The 19,738-nt window shown below is 36.7% G+C and carries 20 protein-coding genes; 3 read left to right on the forward strand and 17 right to left on the reverse strand.

Annotation, left to right across the window (positions count from 1 at the left end; genetic code table 11):
• Positions 1 to 28: 28 nt before the first annotated feature.
• The 9 genes from AC3ANV_RS21980 to AC3ANV_RS22020 form a co-directional block, all read right to left on the reverse strand.
• Positions 29 to 244 (reverse strand): YuzI family membrane protein, encoded by a 216-nt coding sequence (locus AC3ANV_RS21980; RefSeq protein WP_488310780.1) that lies wholly within the window; start codon positions 242 to 244, stop codon positions 29 to 31.
• A 377-nt stretch (positions 245 to 621) separates the two neighbouring features.
• The gene (gene opp4C / locus AC3ANV_RS21985; RefSeq protein WP_488310781.1) at positions 622 to 1,530 is read right to left on the reverse strand and encodes an oligopeptide ABC transporter permease; all 909 of its coding nucleotides are present in this window, start codon (positions 1,528 to 1,530) and stop codon (positions 622 to 624) included.
• Between the two features lie 11 nt (positions 1,531 to 1,541).
• Positions 1,542 to 2,507 (reverse strand): oligopeptide ABC transporter permease, encoded by a 966-nt coding sequence (gene opp4B / locus AC3ANV_RS21990; RefSeq protein ID WP_488310782.1) that lies wholly within the window; start codon positions 2,505 to 2,507, stop codon positions 1,542 to 1,544.
• A gap of 169 nt (positions 2,508 to 2,676) precedes the next feature.
• The gene (opp4A, locus tag AC3ANV_RS21995; protein WP_488310783.1) at positions 2,677 to 4,383 is read right to left on the reverse strand and encodes an oligopeptide ABC transporter substrate-binding protein; all 1,707 of its coding nucleotides are present in this window, start codon (positions 4,381 to 4,383) and stop codon (positions 2,677 to 2,679) included.
• A gap of 27 nt (positions 4,384 to 4,410) precedes the next feature.
• Positions 4,411 to 5,421: an ABC transporter ATP-binding protein gene (locus tag AC3ANV_RS22000; RefSeq protein WP_488310784.1), complete on the reverse strand. Its 1,011-nt coding sequence runs from the start codon at positions 5,419 to 5,421 to the stop codon at positions 4,411 to 4,413.
• Positions 5,421 to 6,443 (reverse strand): ABC transporter ATP-binding protein, encoded by a 1,023-nt coding sequence (locus tag AC3ANV_RS22005; protein ID WP_488310785.1) that lies wholly within the window; start codon positions 6,441 to 6,443, stop codon positions 5,421 to 5,423. The genes AC3ANV_RS22000 and AC3ANV_RS22005 overlap by 1 nt, the downstream gene beginning before the upstream one ends.
• 146 nt (positions 6,444 to 6,589) lie before the next feature.
• Positions 6,590 to 7,378: a DUF2268 domain-containing putative Zn-dependent protease gene (locus AC3ANV_RS22010; protein WP_488310786.1), complete on the reverse strand. Its 789-nt coding sequence runs from the start codon at positions 7,376 to 7,378 to the stop codon at positions 6,590 to 6,592.
• A 268-nt stretch (positions 7,379 to 7,646) separates the two neighbouring features.
• Positions 7,647 to 8,885, reverse strand: coding sequence for a beta-ketoacyl-ACP synthase II (gene fabF / locus AC3ANV_RS22015; RefSeq protein ID WP_488310787.1), 1,239 nt, complete (start codon positions 8,883 to 8,885; stop codon positions 7,647 to 7,649).
• Between the two features lie 60 nt (positions 8,886 to 8,945).
• A complete protein-coding gene (locus AC3ANV_RS22020; RefSeq protein WP_488310788.1) occupies positions 8,946 to 9,878 on the reverse strand; it encodes a beta-ketoacyl-ACP synthase III in 933 nt (310 codons plus the stop codon).
• Between the two features lie 208 nt (positions 9,879 to 10,086).
• Here AC3ANV_RS22020 and AC3ANV_RS22025 point away from each other — a divergent pair, with 208 nt between their 5' ends.
• Positions 10,087 to 10,329: a hypothetical protein gene (locus AC3ANV_RS22025; RefSeq protein ID WP_488310789.1), complete on the forward strand. Its 243-nt coding sequence runs from the start codon at positions 10,087 to 10,089 to the stop codon at positions 10,327 to 10,329.
• Between the two features lie 27 nt (positions 10,330 to 10,356).
• Here the strand turns inward: AC3ANV_RS22025 and AC3ANV_RS22030 are convergent, their stop codons facing one another.
• The 3 genes from AC3ANV_RS22030 to AC3ANV_RS22040 all read right to left on the reverse strand — a co-directional run bounded on the left by AC3ANV_RS22030 (position 10,357) and on the right by AC3ANV_RS22040 (position 12,436).
• The gene (locus AC3ANV_RS22030; RefSeq protein WP_488310790.1) at positions 10,357 to 10,554 is read right to left on the reverse strand and encodes a ComZ family protein; all 198 of its coding nucleotides are present in this window, start codon (positions 10,552 to 10,554) and stop codon (positions 10,357 to 10,359) included.
• A 221-nt stretch (positions 10,555 to 10,775) separates the two neighbouring features.
• Entirely contained in the window at positions 10,776 to 11,630 is an 855-nt protein-coding gene (locus tag AC3ANV_RS22035; RefSeq protein ID WP_488310791.1) for a hypothetical protein, read from the reverse strand.
• Between the two features lie 80 nt (positions 11,631 to 11,710).
• Complete coding sequence (locus AC3ANV_RS22040) at positions 11,711 to 12,436, reverse strand: lipase family protein (protein WP_488310792.1); 726 nt, start codon at positions 12,434 to 12,436, stop codon at positions 11,711 to 11,713.
• Between the two features lie 209 nt (positions 12,437 to 12,645).
• Here AC3ANV_RS22040 and AC3ANV_RS22045 point away from each other — a divergent pair, with 209 nt between their 5' ends.
• Positions 12,646 to 12,828, forward strand: coding sequence for a YjzD family protein (locus AC3ANV_RS22045; RefSeq protein WP_488310793.1), 183 nt, complete (start codon positions 12,646 to 12,648; stop codon positions 12,826 to 12,828).
• 73 nt (positions 12,829 to 12,901) lie between these two features.
• Here AC3ANV_RS22045 and clpB read toward each other — a convergent pair whose 3' ends face one another.
• Positions 12,902 to 15,496: an ATP-dependent chaperone ClpB gene (clpB, locus tag AC3ANV_RS22050; RefSeq protein WP_488310794.1), complete on the reverse strand. Its 2,595-nt coding sequence runs from the start codon at positions 15,494 to 15,496 to the stop codon at positions 12,902 to 12,904.
• 117 nt (positions 15,497 to 15,613) lie between these two features.
• The gene (locus tag AC3ANV_RS22055; protein WP_488310795.1) at positions 15,614 to 15,793 is read right to left on the reverse strand and encodes a YjzC family protein; all 180 of its coding nucleotides are present in this window, start codon (positions 15,791 to 15,793) and stop codon (positions 15,614 to 15,616) included.
• Positions 15,794 to 16,077: 284 nt separating this feature from the next.
• Between AC3ANV_RS22055 and AC3ANV_RS22060 the strand changes: the two genes are divergently transcribed.
• Entirely contained in the window at positions 16,078 to 16,770 is a 693-nt protein-coding gene (locus tag AC3ANV_RS22060) for a Crp/Fnr family transcriptional regulator (RefSeq protein ID WP_488310796.1), read from the forward strand.
• Positions 16,771 to 16,977: 207 nt separating this feature from the next.
• Here AC3ANV_RS22060 and AC3ANV_RS22065 read toward each other — a convergent pair whose 3' ends face one another.
• The 3 genes from AC3ANV_RS22065 to AC3ANV_RS22075 form a co-directional block, all read right to left on the reverse strand.
• The gene (locus AC3ANV_RS22065) at positions 16,978 to 17,703 is read right to left on the reverse strand and encodes a YwiC-like family protein (RefSeq protein ID WP_488310797.1); all 726 of its coding nucleotides are present in this window, start codon (positions 17,701 to 17,703) and stop codon (positions 16,978 to 16,980) included.
• A gap of 215 nt (positions 17,704 to 17,918) precedes the next feature.
• Entirely contained in the window at positions 17,919 to 18,455 is a 537-nt protein-coding gene (gene mobB / locus AC3ANV_RS22070) for a molybdopterin-guanine dinucleotide biosynthesis protein B (RefSeq protein WP_488310798.1), read from the reverse strand.
• Positions 18,443 to 19,708, reverse strand: coding sequence for a molybdopterin molybdotransferase MoeA (locus AC3ANV_RS22075; RefSeq protein ID WP_488310799.1), 1,266 nt, complete (start codon positions 19,706 to 19,708; stop codon positions 18,443 to 18,445). Before AC3ANV_RS22075 ends, mobB begins: the two co-directional genes overlap by 13 nt.
• Positions 19,709 to 19,738 lie beyond the last annotated feature (30 nt).

Raw genomic sequence — 19,738 nt, forward strand, 5'->3', positions numbered from 1 at the left:
TTATTCCTTTATATATATTTTGCTCCAGTTATTGTTTATTACAGGTATTTGGGAAGTACACACTTAACGTTATGATAATAATACCGATGGGTAGTAAATAACATTCCACTCGTTGCAAGGTAAATTCTAAATATTCTTTTAAGCTTAGGCCGACAGTTAATAAGTTCATGTAAGCAACGGTAACAATCCCGCCATATACCGCCATCCAATATCCTATTAAAAAGATAAATATCCTAAATACCATGTCCAATTTCCTTATCCATTGTAAACACCCTATACCTTGTCCTATTGTTACCCTATGTATATGAATGTTCCTTCGTTTATATGAACTAATGTTTATAATACAAAGTTGATTCTATCATCGGATATAGCAATGCTCTGATTATAAAAAATGCAAGAACAAAAGGCGCAAGCGCCCGGTTAGCGGCGTATGGACTGGAGCGCTTCGACTGAGATAAAGGAAACACGGAGAGCGTTAGCTTTTCCGTGTTGACTTATCGTAGAGAGCGAAGTCTACTAGCCGCTGGAGCTGGATTCAGATAACTTTTTCAAATTATCCAAACCAAATTATTTTATAATTTCCTAAACAACAAAAAAATCCACCATTTTTAATGGTAGATTTTATCTTGTTTTAGGATTGAAAGCATCCTTTAAGCCTTCACCAATAAAGTTAATGGATAAGATGGTGACAGTAATGATGAATGCCGGTGGAATCCAAATCCACCATTTAAATTGGAGAACATCCGGTTCACTAGCAGATGACAGCATATTACCCCAGCTTGGGACGTCTTGTGGAACACCAAATCCAAGGAAGCTTAAGCCTGATTCAGCTACAATCATCGTAGCAAACGTAATTGTCGCTTGAACGATGATAGTTGATAGGATATTTGGTAAAAGATGTTTGATAATAACCTTAGCAGGTGTACAGCCGATTGAAATCGCTGCGATTATATATTCATTTTCCTTTTCAGAAAGGATTTTACTGCGAACGATACGAGCAATCCCACCCCAGCTAAGTAAGCTTATTACCCCGATTAAAACCCATAAACCCGATACTTTACCAAATAAAATCGCGTTTAAAACAATAACAAAAACAAGAAAAGGAAAGTTTAAAACGAAGTCTGTCACTCTCATTAATAAATTATCAATAAATCCTCCAAAATAGCCGGCAATGGAACCAATTAATGTACCTAAAAAAATAGAAAAAAGTGTACAGGAAATTCCAACTAACAAGGAGATGCGTCCTCCATAAAGTAACCTTGTAAATACATCACGGCCGCTTTTATCTGTTCCCAGCCAGTGATCATGGGATGGTTCTAAGGACATCTGACCGATGTTAATTCTAGTTATATCAGCAGTAGTTATGTATGGCGCAAGGATGGAAATAACTGATACAATACTCAAAAAGATTAGACTTATCATGGCTAATTTATTCTTTATAAACTTCTTTCGGGCACTTCCTAATGGTGACAAACTTTTTTTCGGGGTGATCTTTTTTACTTTTGATTCACTCCGAGTTACAATTTCCATTCTGATTCCCCCTAATCTAATCGGATTCTCGGATCAACAACACCATATAAAATATCAGCAACAAGGTTACCGATTAGTGTTAAGAAAGAAAAAAGCATTGTCAACGTCATTAAAACCGGATAATCCCTTGTTCCAACTGATTGCAAAAATAGTTGTCCTAGACCGGGATAGGTAAAAATGGTTTCCGTGATAATTCCGCCGCTTATTATAGCTACAATGTCAAATCCTAAAAATGTAATAAGTGGAATCATCGAGTTTCTTAAAATATGGACATTATATATTTTGCTTTCCGGTGTCCCCTTTGCTCTTGCTGTACGGACAAAGTCTTTGCGGCTATTTTCAATAATATCATTTCGCAAAAATTGCGTATAACTTGCTATACTTAATAATCCAAGTACCATTGCAGGTAAAAATACATGATGTAAACGGCTTAGCCACCATTCAAAAGTTCCATCCTCAATTCCAATATCTACGGAACCATTAGATGGAAACCAATTTAGTTTAAAGGAAAATAAGAATATAGCGAATACACCGGCGATAAAAGCCGGAAGAGAATACCCCAGATAGTTAAATGCTCCAATTAGGTTATCCCCAATACTGTAAGGTTTCCTTCCCGCGTATGACCCCATAAAGAATGCCAGTATATATGTAAGGAAGATGGATGAAATACCAAGTAATATTGTATTAGGAAGCCGCTCACGAATGACCTCGGATACGCTAATTTTGAAGCGCGTGGATTTTCCAAAATCTCCTTCAACGAAATGCCCAATCCATCGGAAATACTGTTTTGGCATCGAATCATTATACCCCAATTTCTCACGCATCTCAGCGATATACTTTGGATTTGTATTCCTTGGGTCAATTTCCCCGGTAAGCGAATCCCCGGGCATTAACTTTGCCAATGTAAACACTACTATGGAGATCAGGAGCAGCATTGGAATCATTCCCAATATTCTACGAAATGCATACTTCAGCATGTGCATTCTCCTTGTCTAAAAGCTATGTAAACATGAATTTCACCTAAACTAATTTTCTTCAAAAGGGAGAGGCTAGGGTAAAAAAATTCCTATTAAACCCCATCCCCATTGAATTCCATTGCATTTGTATATTTAACATAGATTAATGCATGCTTGACTGCTTCACTTTTTATTGAATCCACCAATTATTTGGACGATTTTTACCGGAAACATCAAAGCTAACTCCATGAACGCGTTTGCTAACTGCCATTGTTTCTTCAAGCTCGGCGATTGGTAAAACAGGAAGCTCTTTCATGAATAGCTTTTGCCACTCTACATATATATCCTTCCGTTTTTTCGGATCGGTACCAACTATACTCATATCTGTTGCTTGATCCAACAATTTGTCACTGTCTGCATTAACCCAACGGGCATAATTCCAAACAGCATCCGATTTCCAAAGCGGAGATGGATCCGGATCTGAGCCGGTTGACCATCCGCCAAAAAATACTTCCATTGACTTGTCTGATTTGTCAAGCATATCGTAATACAGGTTAGCATCTGTCATAATAAGCTTCGTTTTCAAGCCAACGGCTTCCCAATATTGTGTCAATGCTTTCGCCCGAGCCTCAAAGGTTGGATTTTGCGTTTGATAGTGGCTAAAGCTGACAACAAATTTCTTGCCCTTGGGATCTTCACGGAAACCGTCACCGTCAACGTCTTTATACCCTGCTTCATCCAGTAATTCTTTTGCTTTTTTAGGATTGTATTTATACTGTTCAAGATCTTTGTTATCAGCTGCAATCCAATGGTTTGTTGGTACCGGGCGGTTCACTGGTTTTCCTACACCAAAAAAGAATGCTTTTACCCATTCCTCACGATTAATCGCATAGAACATAGCTTCACGAAGTTTTACGTCCTTGTATTTTGGATCATTCATGACATTCTTCTTACCATCCCAGTTGCCTAATTTGAAACCAACATAATAGTAGCTTAGACCGGGATATTTAATCACATTAACATTTGGAAGTGCTGAAACCTGATCAATAATACTAGGGTGGAAGGATGTCATATCAAGTGTGCCATTTTTTAGCTCGCCCACTGTTAAGGAAGGATCAATTACTTTCAATATAATTTTTTCTATGTGCGGCTTCCCGCCAAAATAATTATCAAAACGAGTCATCTCTACGGATTCACCAGGTATAATCTTGGTTACCTTATATGGTCCTAACCCTATTGGGTTTGTCCGTACTTGTTTTGACGACATCATATCTTTCACCGCGACACCTTTGAATTCTTTCCGGGACATAACATATGTCCATAGGTTTTCTAAGTTGTTAACACGGGCTTTATCAAAAGTAATTTGGATATGATAATCATCTATTACTTTTATACCTTCAATTTTATCAGTCATCTTCTCATGATACTCGGGAACACCCAGGATATTTTGAACGTTTGCATAACGCGGACCATCATAATCCTTGTCAGCAATTACCTTTAAAGCAAATTCCCAGTCCTTTACTGATAACTCCTCACCATTTTGCCATTTTACACCTTTTTTGATCGTGAAATTATAAACCTTGTTATCCTTCGTTTCCCATGAAGCGATATTTGGCTGCGGCTTTAATTTGTCATCAAATTTGATTAAGTTTTCATCAAAGAAATCGATGACTTGGGCATCGGAATCAGTTCCGTAAAAACTGAAATTAAATTTACCTTCCGGTGCCGAGTCCAGCGAATATACAAGTGTCCCTCCGTCCTTTGGCTTATCAGCTGTTTGCCGGTTCTTGGTATCTGCTGTTTTCACGGTACTTGTTTTGGTACCGCTGCACGCTGCTAAAAAAGATGAAAGGATCAACGTAAAAACAGTAAGTAAAAGCATACTTTTCTTTTTCATCCGTTCCCCCTATTAGTTTTTTTCTATTTAGTAAAGGTGGCAGGCAACTCGATGTGAGGGCTTCACCTCCTTTAATACAGGCTTATGTTTTGAACATTCTTTCATTGCCATAGGACAACGCGGATGGAACGGACAACCGGAGGGTGGATTTAATGGGCTTGGTACATCTCCCTTTAAAATGATTCTTTTCTTCTTATGCCGTGGGTCCGGTGAGGGAATCGCTGAAATCAACGCTTGAGTATATGGATGTAGAGGTTCTGCATAAAGGCTGTCTTTTGCCGCAATCTCTGCCATGTTCCCTAAGTACATAACACCAATGCGGTCACTCATATGTTTAACTACACTTAAATCGTGAGCAATAAATAAAAAGGTTAATTCAAATACTTCCTGTAAATCTTTTAATAGATTTAAAACCTGTGATTGAACGGAAACGTCAAGGGCGGAAACCGGTTCATCCGCAATAATTAATTTTGGCTTTAGCGCCAAGGCGCGGGCTATTCCGATTCTTTGGCGCTGTCCCCCGGAAAATTCATGTGCGTATTTATGATAGGTATCTTCAGGAAGACCTACTTTTTCTAATAGGTCCATGACTTCTTTTTTTAAGTTTGTCTTACTTTTCTTTTTAAAGTTAAATATGGGTTCAGCGATAATGTCACCAACCATCTGCATTGGATTTAGTGATGCATAAGGGTCTTGAAACACCATCTGTAAATCTTTACGAATCTCTCTAAGTGATTTACCGGTTAGATTGGTAATATCCCTTCCATCGAAGATAATCTTTCCTCCTGTTGGTTTTAATAACCTGAGAATCGTACGGCCGGCAGTTGATTTTCCACAACCTGATTCACCAACTAATCCAAGAGTTTCCCCTCTTTTAATCTCAAAAGAAATATTATCAACTGCTTTTACATTCCCAACCGTATGTTTAAAAAAACCACCCTTAACAGGGAAATATGTTTTCAAATTATGTATCTCTAGAAGATTTTCAGATTGGGAGAATGGTTGATTTTTTTCATAATGTTCAGTTATGGTATCCATTAAATCACCCCTTCTCTCGGTTTACTTGCCTTATAAAGTAAACAGGCAACTTCGTGACCTTGTTCAATATTTGCAAGGATTGGGGTTAGGGAATAACATTCCGGCATTGCCTTAGGACAACGATTTGCAAAACGACATCCATCTGTAGGCATATTGGTAAGAGACGGGACAATTCCTTGAATGGAACTTAATCTTTCCTCCGCTTCATCCATTTTAGGGATAGCATCCAATAATAGTTTTGTATAAGGATGCTTAGGATTATAGAACAATGTATCCACATCTGTTCGTTCCACAATTTTTCCTGCATACATTACAATTACTTCATCACACATTTCAGCTACTACGCCTAAATCGTGGGTGATAAGGATGACTGACATGTCGTTTATTTCTTGAATATCTTTTAAGAGTTCGAGGATTTGCGCTTGAACGGTTACATCGAGGGCGGTAGTTGGTTCATCAGCAATTAATAGTTTTGGCCGGCAGGCAATTGCCATCGCGATCATAACTCGTTGTCTCATCCCACCTGACAACCGGTGAGGGTACTCATTAACGATTTTTTCAGGTCGGGATATGCCAACACTTTTTAATAATGCTATACTTTTGAGGCGAGCTTCCGATTTGGAAATTTTCAAATGATTGAAAAATACTTCTTGGAGTTGGAAACCGATTGAAAAAACCGGGTTTAACGAGGTCATGGGTTCTTGGAAAATCATTGATATTTCTCTTCCGCGTATCTTATTGATTTGAGATTCGGACATTTTCTCAAGATTAACTCCATCAAAAATGATTTCGCCTGCTTTTACTTTTCCAATTCCTTTTGGCAGCAATTGAAGGATGGAAAGGCTTAAGACTGATTTTCCACAACCGGACTCTCCTACTATACCCACAATTTTCCTTGGCTTTACCTTGAAAGAAACATTATCTATTGCATTATAATCTTTTCCATCAATATTAAACGCAGCTTCTAGTTTTTTTACTTCTAGCAATGGTGCCTCTTTGCGTTGTGATAATTTTTCGCTCATAGTACACCTTCTTAGTTATTATTCTATAAATTCAATATATTCAAACAAATTTTATTACGGAATTATTACAATTGCAATAGTATTACACCAAAATGATCATTTACATATATTTTAGATTAACAAAAGTGTTATTTTTATAGGCCTATTTAACCAAACCCATTACTTCCTTCCATAAATTTAGCAGCAGGAATTGAAAACGACCGTTTTGTAGAATAATGGTGATTATTGTAATAATTTTCTACAATAGCGAATCCTACAGCATACCCCAATAACTTCGGAATTCGCCCTCCACCGTATAAAAGATTATCGTGAACTCTTTCATTTTTTCTCTTACCTAATTGACTTTTTAAATATTTTTCCCAAAGTACTGATAAATCCTTTTTGGTATACATGGTGCACCATTTTGCTAAATAATCGCTGCCGCAATTATTTAATACAGCATACTCAGCAAGTCCTTCAATTATGATAGAATCCAATAATGTGTAATCCTTCATCTTCTTATTTAGATTTCTTAACCTACAAACATGATGATACTCATGGACGAATAATGCCTCCAATTCTTTAGTATCATCAACATTCGAAAGAAATAAAAACATTTTGTCAGGATATGAAACACCTGATTTGTTGCTTTCCTGTCTTGAAAATAAACCTCTGGATTGGTCTAATGGGAACAGAAAAATTGGGATTTCCGGACCGGCCCATTTGTTTTTATAATGATGGAATAGTTGGTCTGCATTTTTCCATACTTTTTGTTCTATCATTCTTTCTAAATTCATCTTGGAAGACCTTGATGGCCGATACATACCAAATTGCATTAATTGATTATAAATCTCGTTTACATTTTGACCTTTAAAATAGGGAAGAAGCTTTTCACAAATTTTCGTTGGACGTTCAAACTCCTCTTTTAACCATTTATCCGTTCGAATGACTCCCATACCCTCACTCCTGTTACCCCTTTTAAACATTTTATGTATTGTTTTAGGAGTGGTTCTTAAGAAACGGAATAGGTTTTTATAACTAGGCTCTGTTAAACTTGACTGTTGATTTCCGCTCCAATCAACATAGTAAGCAAAATCAACAATGAGCTTTACCATAGCCTATAACTAAAAAAATCGACCAAGTGAAACACTGGTCGATTTTTTAATAAAATAGTATAAATTTTTAAACTAAGATAACCTAAACGGGCGCTTCCCGTTTTTCGTATTATTCATATTTTTTGAAAACAATTGTTGCATTATGTCCGCCAAAACCTAGTGAATTACTCATTGCAGCTTTGATTTCTTTTGGACGGGCTGTATTTGGTACATAATCCAGATCACAATCAGGATCAGGTGTTTCGTAGTTAATCGTTGGAGGAAGAATACTGTCTCTCATAGCCAGTAATGTAAAAATGGCTTCAACACCTCCGGCAGCTCCAAGAAGGTGACCGGTCATAGACTTTGTGGAGCTCATTGCCAGCTTATAAGCATGATCGCCAAATACTTCTTTAACTGCAAGTGTCTCAAACTTATCGTTATACTCAGTACTTGTACCATGTGCGTTAATATAATCGATATCCTCCGGCTTTAATCCCCCATCATTAATGGCCATTTTCATTGCCCGGGCTCCGCCTTCACCGCCTGGTGCAGGAGCTGTAATGTGGTAGGCGTCACCTGTTGCACCATATCCGATAATTTCTCCGTAGATTTTTGCACCGCGAGCTAAGGCGTGTTCTAATTCTTCGAGGACAACTATTCCAGCGCCTTCTCCAATAACAAATCCATCACGATTTTTATCAAATGGTCTGCTAGCCGTTTGTGGGTCCGGATTTGTTGATAATGCCGTGTTTGCACAAAAACCGGCAACAGACATTTTCGTTATAGGTGCTTCTGCTCCACCTGTTACCATAGCATCAGCATCGCCGCGCTGAATAACTTTAAAAGCATCACCGATTGAGTTTGTCCCAGTTGCACACGCTGTTACGGTGCATGAATTGAAGCCTCTGGCACCAAGTGTAATGGACACCTGACCTGTAGCCATATCGGGAATCAACATCGGAACAAAAAATGGACTTACCCTGCGATATCCTCTTTTTTGAAAAATTTCATATTGCTCTTCGAAGGTTTCCATCCCGCCGATACCGGAACCAATCCATACTCCAACACGATGAGAATTTTCTTCATTAATTGTGAGATTCGCATCTTTCACTGCCATTAATGCGGAGGCAACTGCATATTGGGTGAAACGATCCATTTTTCTAGCTTCTTTTCGATCCATGAAATTTTCCGGATTAAAATCTTTTAATTCTGCAGAAACTTTTGCAGGATATTCATCAGCATTTACTCTCGTTAATGGTCCAATCCCTGATTTTCCATCAATAATATTTTTCCATGTAGTTTCAACGTCATTTCCAAGGGGAGTCACCGCTCCCAGACCTGTTACCACAACCCTGCGCTTTTCCATGTCCTACAACTCCTTTTTCTATCTAAAAATCCTCAGTCATTATTATAATAAAAATTCTCTTTATTTTCCCCAGCGAATGGCGATTGCACCCCAGGTCAATCCACCGCCGAATCCTACCATGACAATGACATCATCATCTTTGATTTTTCCCGCTTCTAACTCTTCTACAATCGAAATTGGTATGGAGGCAGCAGAGGTATTTCCGTATTTATTAACAGTTTTCGACATTTTTTCGACAGGCAGCTCTAATCTTTGTCTAGAAGCCTCCATAATGCGGATATTGGCTTGATGCGGGATAAGGAAATCAACATCCTCTTTTGATAAACCAGCCTTATCGAGAACATTAACACAGCTTTCTCCCATTTGCCGTACCGCAAATTTAAACACTTCTCGTCCATTCATGATAATATATTCATCTTGGTAAAGATGTTTTGCTCCTGTACCATCTGCACCGAGTTCAAAAGCAAGTATTCCGCGGTTATCAGAAACAGGGCCGATGATTACTGCTCCGGCACCATCACCAAATAAAACTGCAGTATTACGATCGTTCCAGTCTGTAATTTTTGAAAGTTTTTCTACACCAACTACAAGGATATTTTTATATACTTGAGTTTCAATAAATTGTTTCGCAGTAACGATACCGTACATAAAACCGGCACAGGCTGCACTTATATCCATTGCTGCTGCTTTTTTTGCACCTAAACGTTCTTGAATCCTACATGCAACAGAAGGAAATGGACTGTCTGGCGTAACAGTTGCGACTAAAATTAAATCGATATCCATTGGAGTAATTCCGGCATTATTAATGGCACTTTTTGCTGCTTCAAAAGCCATATCGGACGTATCAATACTATCCTCGGCAATTCTGCGTTCTTCAATACCTGTTCTCGACCGAATCCATTCATCTGAAGTGTCCATTATTTTTTCTAAATCAGCATTTGTGACTATTTTTTCTGGTAAATATCTCCCGATTCCTACAATACCAGCTTTCATTACAGCCATCTCCTTTTGTCATTGAAATACTTTGTCTATAGTTCTAAAGGTTATTATCAATTATTATGACTTGGTACTAATTTTAACAAATAAAACAGGATTTAAGCAACTATTTTATCCACTTTTATCATCCGCAATTGTCCATACATTTTATTTTAAAAATCATAGTCTAAATTAAGGAAAAATAATAAAAGGAGATTTAATTGAAATGGAAGAGAAGCAAAAGCTAAATGAACAAACTGATGGAAATCCGTTTAACCGTTTGATGTTTGGTTCAAGAAGGGATCACGAAAAAAAGGATTCTCAGACAACTGCCAATCAATCTCAACCCTCTATCGATTTTGAGGAACTAATAGTTAATATTGACACACTCATGGAATCCGCTAGAAACCTAAAACCATTGTTTCAGAAGGCATATCCTTTTGTAGAACAACTTTTGAAAAAGAAATAAGCTGCCCTTGGCAGCTTTATTTTATTATTATTGATTTATTTCTTTTCGGGCATCTTCGAATCCTAGTTCATAAGCTTCTTGCATTACTTTCGTAAAAAGATCCATAAATGGTTGAATTAAGTCCATTGATAATTCAACACCTGCTTTATCTAACTGCTCTTTTGCTTCGGGTAAATACTTCATAGCGATCGCCATAAATTGAAATGATTTCTCTTGATTACTCATATGTATCTCCTTCTTATTCTTATTGCGGCAACTTCCCGGTTTCCTTGATAGTCGAAAAAAGAACATTTGTAAAACCGGTTTTTCCCACCTTTATTCTACCTTGCAACGGCTAAAATGAAAAGATAATTCCCCTTAAATCCCATTATTTGTATTTGATTCAGCAAATCATAAATCATGTAGACCGCCAAAAAACCCGCATGGAATAATTGCGGGGCTTCAATCTATTTAATAATATTATCGTACAACCGTTGTGTATGTTCGATTTGGATTGAAAGTGAATCTGATATGGATGTTACATTTCTAAGTGGAACTTTGATCATTTCATTATTAACTGCCATTGATACACGTTCTCTTGTGTTTATTAATTTATCATCAATATTTAAAAATGCTGCGCATAAATCCCACTGATTTTTTTTACCACTTTCTATCAAATATTTACCCGGTATCCTTGATTCAATAATATCAATTATTGTTTCAAGAGCATCCTCTATAAAAAGAGCATCCATTGTAAATTCTCTAAGGTCATTAATTTCTTCATTCATACTAATTTTTGATAAAATAGTTTGCTGAAAAAGGAAAGTGTTTGGTTGCCAAGGTCCATAAATTGTAGGGATAAAAAAAAGTTGAATATTTTTTCTAATATTCATTGTTTGATCTAAAAATTCTTCAAGGTCACTTAGTGATTGAGAATCATGTGAACTTGTTAACAACTGGATTGGAAGAATAAAAACAATTGTTTCACATCCATCTCTATTCCGTTCTAAAAATTGGAGAATAGGTCTAATAATTGTTTCCTTTTTCAAAATTGCTTCGTTATAAAGCATAAAAAAATCGTATAGTGAAAAAATTATCATATTATTAGGTTTTTCCGGCTTGCTAAGACGGGACCATTCCAAAAAGGATTGTTCTTCAAAATTTGCGTTCCGTCCAATTTCCAGCCTTTTTTCTTCCAGAAAAGGTATTTTTTTACCATTATCCATATGAATGCCTTTTACTTCAATTCCTTTATCAAGTAAAGTTTTACACGCATGAAAACTTACAAAATCAAATACACCAAAAATAATTGCCTTGTCCATAATACATTCCTCCCCAATCATTCCTTAATGAATCCTATGCCGTTTCAATCGGAAATATTTCTTATTGGGGAGGGAGTTGATTATAGAACTGCCTCATGACTTTTGAAGAATTTAATAAACATTCTACCCAGCTGCTGTTTTTTTTCAGGTAGAATATAACTCGTATCGATTGTATTGATATTATTAACAATTTGTTGAATCAATTTAGATTGATTATATGCTTTTCCACCTGACAAAACATGAATGATTTTAACGGGAATCCCAAATTCAAGTGTTACCGTTTCATCCATGCCAAAAATATCTCTTTCCAGTAATTTTTGCTCCTTTTGATAAGCATCCATTAATTCCTTCATTACCTTCTTGTAAAAAAACTTATGTTCCTTCTCCTGCTCAAGATGATGTTTTAAGGAAAGAATCGGATTTAGCAAAACTACTGACCTTAGATTCCCTTTCAATTTCTCCATTAATTTCAATGCAATTAGAGCTCCCATTCCTTCGGCTAAAATATGAATTTTATTATTAAGGATTTCACTTCGTATCACATGCTGATATAGTCCTTGTGCCAGCTCCACAGCACTCCTACTACCCCAATTACGCCCATAAAGATTTGAGGAAAAAATGGTGTACCCTGATTCTTTTAATTGATTGATTATGGCCAGCTTCCCTTCATTTTGTGACCAGAAGCATTTATTCTCGTCCACAAAATGCCTTTCATCTCCGATAATTAAAATTCCAAATCCTGTGGGCTTTTCAGGGTAATGGATGATATTCCATTGGGTATCCATCTGAAAGTTCCGGTTTTCCATAGATAAATCTCCTTTTACATATTTCCTCAAAATAATGTATGTCATTTCATAAAAGATGAAAGGCAATTGGCCCATTTTTATTTTTCTATTATTATGGTTTTTTTGAACATTTTCGTCACTAAATGAGAAAAGACGATTTTGCCGTTTTCTATTTTGAAAACATATGTTATTATGAAAAAAGATGTAAATTAGGTTAGAGGTGAAAAATAGTGCGATACTTTTGGACTTTTTTCTGGTCTTTTCTTCTTGTAGAAATGCTAACTTACGTGGTAAGTTCTATGATTGGTACAGCTTTTGATTTTAAAACCGGTGCCATTTTATCCGTTGTTGTAACCATTTTGGTTTTCATTGTTTCATCTTTGATTCCAAATGAACCAGTTGAACATCATTAATGTTTATGAAAAGGTCATCCTGCCAGTCAGGATGACCTTTTCTACTTAGTAATCATCCCCCGTAACTTGGGGCTTATTGTATTCTTAACCTTATATCGTTTTCTTCTGTTCTTATTTCTACTTGAGAATGATCTCGAACTTTTCCAGCAATTATCTCCCTCGCCAGTTTTGTTTCAATATTTCTTTGTATATATCGTTTCAATGGCCTCGCTCCATAAATTGGGTCAAATCCGTTGACCGCAATATATTCCTTTGCTTCTTCACTTATTGAAATTTCAATATGTTGTTCCTGTAACCTATTCTGCAGATCATTCAACATCTTTACAACGATGGTCTTTATTTCTCCTAATGATAAAGGTTTAAACATGATAGTTTCATCAATTCTATTTAAAAATTCAGGTCGAAAATGTGCTCTTAATTGATTTAAAACCATATCTCTTGTGTTCTCACTTATCTCAATTTCATTCTCACTTCTCTCAAGTAAAAATTGCGACCCTATATTGGATGTCATGATGATAACGGTATTTTTAAAGTCCACAATTCTTCCTTGAGAATCGGTTATTCTTCCATCATCAAGTGCTTGTAAAAGAATATTAAATACTTCAGGGTGCGCTTTTTCAATTTCATCCATCAATATAACAGAATATGGTCTTCTCCTCACAGCTTCTGTAAGTTGTCCTCCTTCTTCATACCCAACATAGCCTGGCGGAGCTCCAATCAAGCGTGAAACTGAAAATTTCTCCATATACTCAGACATATCAATCCGAATCATTTGTTCTTCACTATCAAATAAAGACTCTGCCAGGGCTTTTGCCAATTCTGTTTTCCCAACGCCAGTTGGCCCCAAAAATAAAAAGGAACCTATTGGTCTGTTCGGGTCCTTTATACCCGCACGTGCACGTAACACTGCATCCGAAACTAATTGGACCGCTTCATTTTGACCGATTACTCGCTCATGTAAAAGTGCCTCCAATTTTAATAATTTTTCTCTCTCACCTTCAACTAATTTAGAAAGAGGGATTCCTGTCCACCTTGAAACGATATTAGAAATTTCTTCACCGGTTACTTCCTCACGAAGTAACCGCTCACCCTTCATAGTTGTTGTTTCCAGCTCTTTTAGTTCTTTTTCCGCTAAAGGGATTTGTCCATGCCTGAGTTCTGCGGCACGATTTAAATCGTACCGGTCCTCAGCCTGTTGCAATTCCCTTCGAAGTTTTTCAAGCTGCTCTCTTTTTTCCTGCAATTTTTGAATGCTTTGCTTCTCTTGCAGCCATCTTGCTTTCATAGCATTTGCCACATCTTTTAAATCAGCAAGTTCTTTTAGAAGTGCTTCAAGCCTATGTTTGCTTCCTTCATCCTGCTCTTTTCTTAATGCTGCTTCCTCTATTTCCAATTGCATTACCCTACGCGTTACTTCATCCAATTCAGTCGGCATTGAATCAATTTCTGTACGAACAAGTGCACAAGCCTCATCAACTAAATCAATTGCTTTATCAGGTAAGAATCGGTCTGTAATATACCGATCTGAAAGTGTTGCAGCAGCAACAAGGGCATGGTCATGGATTTTTACTCCATGATGCACTTCAAATCTTTCTTTTAAGCCCCTTAATATGGAAATCGTGTCTTCGACATTCGGCTCTTGTACAAGCACTTGTTGAAATCTTCGTTCAAGCGCCGGGTCTTTTTCAATATATTTACGATGTTCATCAAGCGTTGTCGCACCGATACAATGCAGTTCGCCGCGTGCAAGCATCGGTTTTAACATATTGCCTGCATCCATCGCCCCATCCGTTTTACCTGCACCTACGATAGTATGAAGCTCATCGATAAACAGTAAAATTTTACCTTCACTTTTTTTCACTTCATTTAAAACAGCTTTTAATCTTTCTTCAAACTCTCCTCTGAATTTTGCTCCGGCAATTAACGCACTCATGTCCAAAGAGAAAATGCTTTTATCTTTCAGTCCTTCCGGTACATCTTTTCTAACAATTCTTTGAGCAAGCCCTTCTACAATAGCTGTTTTCCCTACACCGGGTTCACCGATTAGGACAGGATTATTTTTTGTCTTTCTGGACAAAATCCGAATAACATGTCGGATCTCTGCGTCCCTCCCAATTACCGGATCCATTTTTCCTGCTTTTACTTCTGCTATAAGATCCCTACCGTATTTTTTAAGTGCCTCATAAACAGCCTCAGGATTTTGTGAAGTCACTCTCTGGTTCCCCCTTATTTCCTTGATAGCTTGCATTATGTTCTCAGGTGTCTTTCTATATGTTTTTAAAATCTTGTTCATCTCAGATTCATTTGAATAGGCTGAAGCTAAAAGAACATGTTCAACTGATAAAAATTCATCGGAAAACTTTGATGCAAATTCTTCTGCACCTACTAAAAGCCTTTGGAGCTTCGGTGTTATGTACAATTTTCCATACTGGGCGCCGCTTCCCGTTACTTGAGGCTTTTTTGTCATTCCATCCTGATATGTTTTTTCGATGATTGAGGCAGGTAATCCTGCTCTTTCTAAAATAGCACCAATTAAGCTATCATCTTGATCCAAAAGTGCTAAAATTAAATGGGATTCATCAACCTCTTGATGATTATTTTTAACTGCTAATGATTGTGCTTCCATCATTCCTTGTTGTAATCGTTCTGTCATTCGGTTTAAGTCCACTTTACCTCACTCCTTTTTGACCTTTTTTGACCTATTACTACTATTATAAACGATTCCTTGTTTTTGGTACAAATATAAAAAGCCATCCCATCCGGATGACTTTTTCTCTTCCATTGTTTAAGGTTTCCGCTGATAAGTCCATTTACGGTTATGATTTGAAGTCTCAGGAAATGCGTCACCGGCTTTAAGTTTAATCTTTTGTGGGTTTTTCACACCATCCCCTGTTTCACCAATTTCAATATATATACCATTATTCGGTGCCTTTTGTCCTGAAGTAAACTGACGATTTTGTCCCATTCCTATCCCTCCTTTTCATGTACCTTTTTATTATTTCCTTTTCAAGGTCAGTCATTAACGGAATATCCTGCAAATTATCACCTTATTCGACATTATTTCCCAAGCAATAAGATATAAATGTTTTTATTTTTTGACGATTGTATGAATTTATTCCACATTTATTGATAAATATTCTTCGTTAACAATATAATTACAGTAATATCTTGTAAATTATTGTTGACCGTCATTTATTTTAAAAAATCAAATTAGCGATTGATTTCGCCCCTTTAAAGGTGGTTATTAGCATGGAGTCAGTAGAGGAAATCCCCGTAGCGTTGACTCATCTATTTGATACAGTAAATCATATTAAGAAAATTGAAAAAGGCACTTTTCTTTTTCAAGAAGGGTCCATTGCAGATGAATTGTATATCGTCAAAAGCGGAATCCTTCAAATTAGTAAAATTATTCCTGATGGAAGAGAACTAACTCTACGAATGTGTTCTAGAGGAGATTTTCTTGGTGAATTAAATATATTTTCCCCGTCAAAGCGATATTTATTAACTGCACGTGTAGTTGAAAGTGGAGAAGTTGCTGTTATTATGAAGGATGTACTGGAAGAAAAGCTATCACAAAATCTTTCACTTTCACTGGAATTCATGAAATGGATGAGCCAGCAATATCGTAAAACTCAAGCAAAGTTTCGCGATTTAGTTCTTCATGGAAAAAAAGGGGCTCTTTATTCCACCTTAATAAGATTCACTAACAGCTTTGGAATAAAAACCAATCACGGGATATTGATCGAATTACCATTAACGAATCAAGAATTAGCCAACTTTTGCGGCACATCTCGGGAAGTAGTCAACCGTCTACTTAGCGATTTACGTAAAGCTGACATCATTTCCATTGATAAAGGCTCCATTACCATTCATGATCTTGATTATTTAAAAAGAGAAATTGATTGTGAAGACTGTCCTACAGAAATTTGTAAGATAGATTAAAAAATAAAAAAATCGGTCGTCTCGGTGACCGATTTTTTTATTTAGGCTATTTTCGCATAGATTGTTGTTTTTCGTATAAGTTTATCAACCCGTATAATTAGAAGCTTCGTGGCATCTTTTCGTAAGAACATTTGCGAAAATTGCCTAGAAACTTAGTAAATGAACTTTATTAAGTTTCAAAAGCAACAAAGTTTACGAAAAGAGCCTTTATTTAAGAATGATTACTTGTAATGCCATAACGACAAAGAAGATTGCAGAATTGACAATTTCAAATATTCCAATTTGTTTAGGAGATATCGGCTTTCCGTAAAAAATAATGGCTCTCACTAAACTAGGAAGATATGCACAAGCTACAATCCAATAACCAAGGGTAAACCAAACAACCAATAAGAACAAATGATAAACCCAGGAAATCCATTTGTATTGGACATTCTTTTTTTCCCTAATCATTGTTTTCACGTAAAACGTACAGCCTAAAAAGAATAAAACAGATGTAAAAAAAATTAAGATTGATTCAATGGTAATTGTCCCAACACTTAAGTAACTACTAGCTAATCCAACGATTGAAAAAGCAAAAATCGCACTAAAATCATTCATAAGTGCACGGTCTTGATTTTTTGAAGTATAAAACGCATTGATGATAAAAAAAGGAATCATTAAAAGACCAAAGTAAACCAAGGATGGTCTTTCAAATAGTGGGAATAGTAATAACAATAATGCAGGTATTATATAGATTAAAGTCCATTTAGTATAAAAAGGGACTTTTTTTCTTTTGAATAATAGGAGCATTGGATAAGTTGCCAAATACAATAACAGCCAGCCAATAAAAAATGGGATATCCTGCCATAAAAAGCCCCCATTAATTACCCCTAGCCAAAAAGGGATTATGGTCATTGCCCATGCACCGTGTTGTTTCGGTAGAAATAACTTCATCACCTTCACTCCTTTATCTTGCCTACTTTTAATATAAGTTAGCGACACAGAAAAAAAAGTGAAACATATCACATGTTAAGAAAATAAAAAAGAAGGACTATGCCTTCTTTTCCCCTTATATGAACAAACATAATCCCCACTTTTTATTCTAACGAACGTGAGTATTTTTGCAGTGACAAATGTAACTAATTAGACAATTTTCTTAACATTTCGAATTAATATTTTGAACATTTATTTTTTATTTCTTGGGTTACGCGAAGAATTCCCTTCTCATCATGAATGGGGAAGAAGGGAAGATTCGTTTGTTCTTTAAGTAATCCCTTTATTTCATCTTCCCAATACATAATTACCTTAACATTGTTCAACTTTGTTACTAGTGAAAGGTCATTACTATTTCTTAACAACAAGAGCTTCGGGTAATTTTCCAACTTAAAACCTTCAATTAATATAACATCCGGTTGAAAAAACTCCATAATCATTATTTGTTCTTTTAGATTCCATTCAGAGTGTTCAGCTTGTAAAATCAGCCTCCCACCACCTTCAACTAATGATGCATTTGCTCCTGCTGTTAGATGTTTTACTGAATCCTTTTGCTGAAAAACTTCAGGTTTGCCACCGTGTCCATGGTGTTTTATAGTAACTGATTTTAATCCGTGTTCTTTTAATAGTTGGATAATCTTTGTAATTACTGTTGTCTTCCCACTATCTTGAAAACCAACCACCTGAAATATGACTGGTTTTACCAAGGCCACTCACAGCCAACTTGATCATCTAGCAGGAGGACATCAACCTCGTTACCCGCTTCAAAGCCCCTGGTACCGCCCGGAAGAATCGTTAAAGAATTAGCTCCTGCAAGACTCATAATAATATTTGATTTATCGAGACCACTAGGGGATGTTATTAGTCTGCCTCCCTCAACTGAAACTGAACTCCTGACGAATCGTGTAAAAGGATTCGCTTTTAGGAAATCTACCCCAAGTTGGGCTTTTTCTTTTCGCAAATGTGGTTTTTCGCTAAAAAGCATTTTCCGAATAATCGGACGTGCAAACAGTTCAAAGCCAACATAACAAGCCGAAGGGTTTCCAGATAAACCAAATAAGATTTTCCCCTTGTAATTCGCTACTGTCGTCACACTTCCCGGCCTCATGGCAACTTTATTAAATAAAACATCTGCACCCAGCTTTTCATAAATGGCAGGAAGATAATCGAAGTCTCCAACCGAAACGCCGCCGGTTGTAATTAACATATCAACTTCATTTAGTGCATTTTTCACTGCTTCAAAGCAAGTATCAAATTCATCCGGAAGTTTTCCGAAGTAATGAACTTCCCCGCCAACTCTTTGGATCTGTGCAGCGATCATATGGGAGTTGCTGTTTCGGATTTTTCCCGGGACCAATGCTTCATTTACTTCTAAAAGTTCAGTTCCGGTAGCAAATAGCCCAATATGTGGTTTTTTGGCCACCGGAACACTTTTATATCCGAATGTGGCTAGTATCGCCTGGATACCGGGATTGATTAACGTTCCTTTTTTAACTAGAATCTCGCCTTCTTTGGCATCTTCCCCACGAAAGGATACATTTTCACCAGGTTTAAAGCTGCGTTTTATTGTCATATATGGGATACCATGTTTTTCATGTGTTGGCGCCACTTCAAACATGACAACTGCATCCGTTCCTTCCGGCATCATGGCACCTGTCATAATTCTAACTGCTTGCTTTGGGCCAACTATCCTATTAGATATCATACCGGCCCCAATATGATCGATTACCTCAAACTCAATTGGATTATTTTGTGAGGATTCTTTAGTATCACTGGCTCTAACAGCGAACCCATCATATGGCGCCCGATTAAAATGAGGCACATCACTCGTTGCAACTAAATCTTCTGATAAAAAACGACCGTAACTTTCTTCTATCGATACATGTTCGCTTTTACCAACCAATTGGTGTTCCATTATTTTTTTAACTGCATCCCCTATTGGAATCGGTTGTCTTCTTTCAAACAAATTCATCGGCTCCTGTCTACAAACTCGGTA

It is taken from the genome of Neobacillus sp. DFD-2R (assembly GCF_057747865.1).

Excerpts from the sequence above, each read along its gene's own strand:
- AC3ANV_RS22065 (WP_488310797.1), bottom strand. The coding sequence starts at position 17,703 with ATGAAGTTATTTCTACCGAAACAACACGGTGCATGGGCAATGACCATA.
- AC3ANV_RS22025 (WP_488310789.1), top strand. The coding sequence starts at position 10,087 with ATGGAAGAGAAGCAAAAGCTAAATGAACAAACTGATGGAAATCCGTTT.
- AC3ANV_RS22060 (WP_488310796.1), top strand. The coding sequence starts at position 16,078 with ATGGAGTCAGTAGAGGAAATCCCCGTAGCGTTGACTCATCTATTTGAT.
- opp4A (WP_488310783.1), bottom strand. The coding sequence starts at position 4,383 with ATGAAAAAGAAAAGTATGCTTTTACTTACTGTTTTTACGTTGATCCTT.
- AC3ANV_RS22030 (WP_488310790.1), bottom strand. The coding sequence starts at position 10,554 with ATGAGTAATCAAGAGAAATCATTTCAATTTATGGCGATCGCTATGAAG.
- AC3ANV_RS22055 (WP_488310795.1), bottom strand. The coding sequence starts at position 15,793 with ATGGGACAAAATCGTCAGTTTACTTCAGGACAAAAGGCACCGAATAAT.
- opp4C (WP_488310781.1), bottom strand. The coding sequence starts at position 1,530 with ATGGAAATTGTAACTCGGAGTGAATCAAAAGTAAAAAAGATCACCCCG.
- AC3ANV_RS22000 (WP_488310784.1), bottom strand. The coding sequence starts at position 5,421 with ATGGATACCATAACTGAACATTATGAAAAAAATCAACCATTCTCCCAA.
- AC3ANV_RS22020 (WP_488310788.1), bottom strand. The coding sequence starts at position 9,878 with ATGAAAGCTGGTATTGTAGGAATCGGGAGATATTTACCAGAAAAAATA.
- AC3ANV_RS22040 (WP_488310792.1), bottom strand. The coding sequence starts at position 12,436 with ATGGAAAACCGGAACTTTCAGATGGATACCCAATGGAATATCATCCAT.
- opp4B (WP_488310782.1), bottom strand. The coding sequence starts at position 2,507 with ATGCTGAAGTATGCATTTCGTAGAATATTGGGAATGATTCCAATGCTG.
- AC3ANV_RS22010 (WP_488310786.1), bottom strand. The coding sequence starts at position 7,378 with ATGGGAGTCATTCGAACGGATAAATGGTTAAAAGAGGAGTTTGAACGT.
- AC3ANV_RS22035 (WP_488310791.1), bottom strand. The coding sequence starts at position 11,630 with ATGGACAAGGCAATTATTTTTGGTGTATTTGATTTTGTAAGTTTTCAT.
- AC3ANV_RS22005 (WP_488310785.1), bottom strand. The coding sequence starts at position 6,443 with ATGAGCGAAAAATTATCACAACGCAAAGAGGCACCATTGCTAGAAGTA.
- AC3ANV_RS21980 (WP_488310780.1), bottom strand. The coding sequence starts at position 244 with ATGGTATTTAGGATATTTATCTTTTTAATAGGATATTGGATGGCGGTA.
- fabF (WP_488310787.1), bottom strand. The coding sequence starts at position 8,885 with ATGGAAAAGCGCAGGGTTGTGGTAACAGGTCTGGGAGCGGTGACTCCC.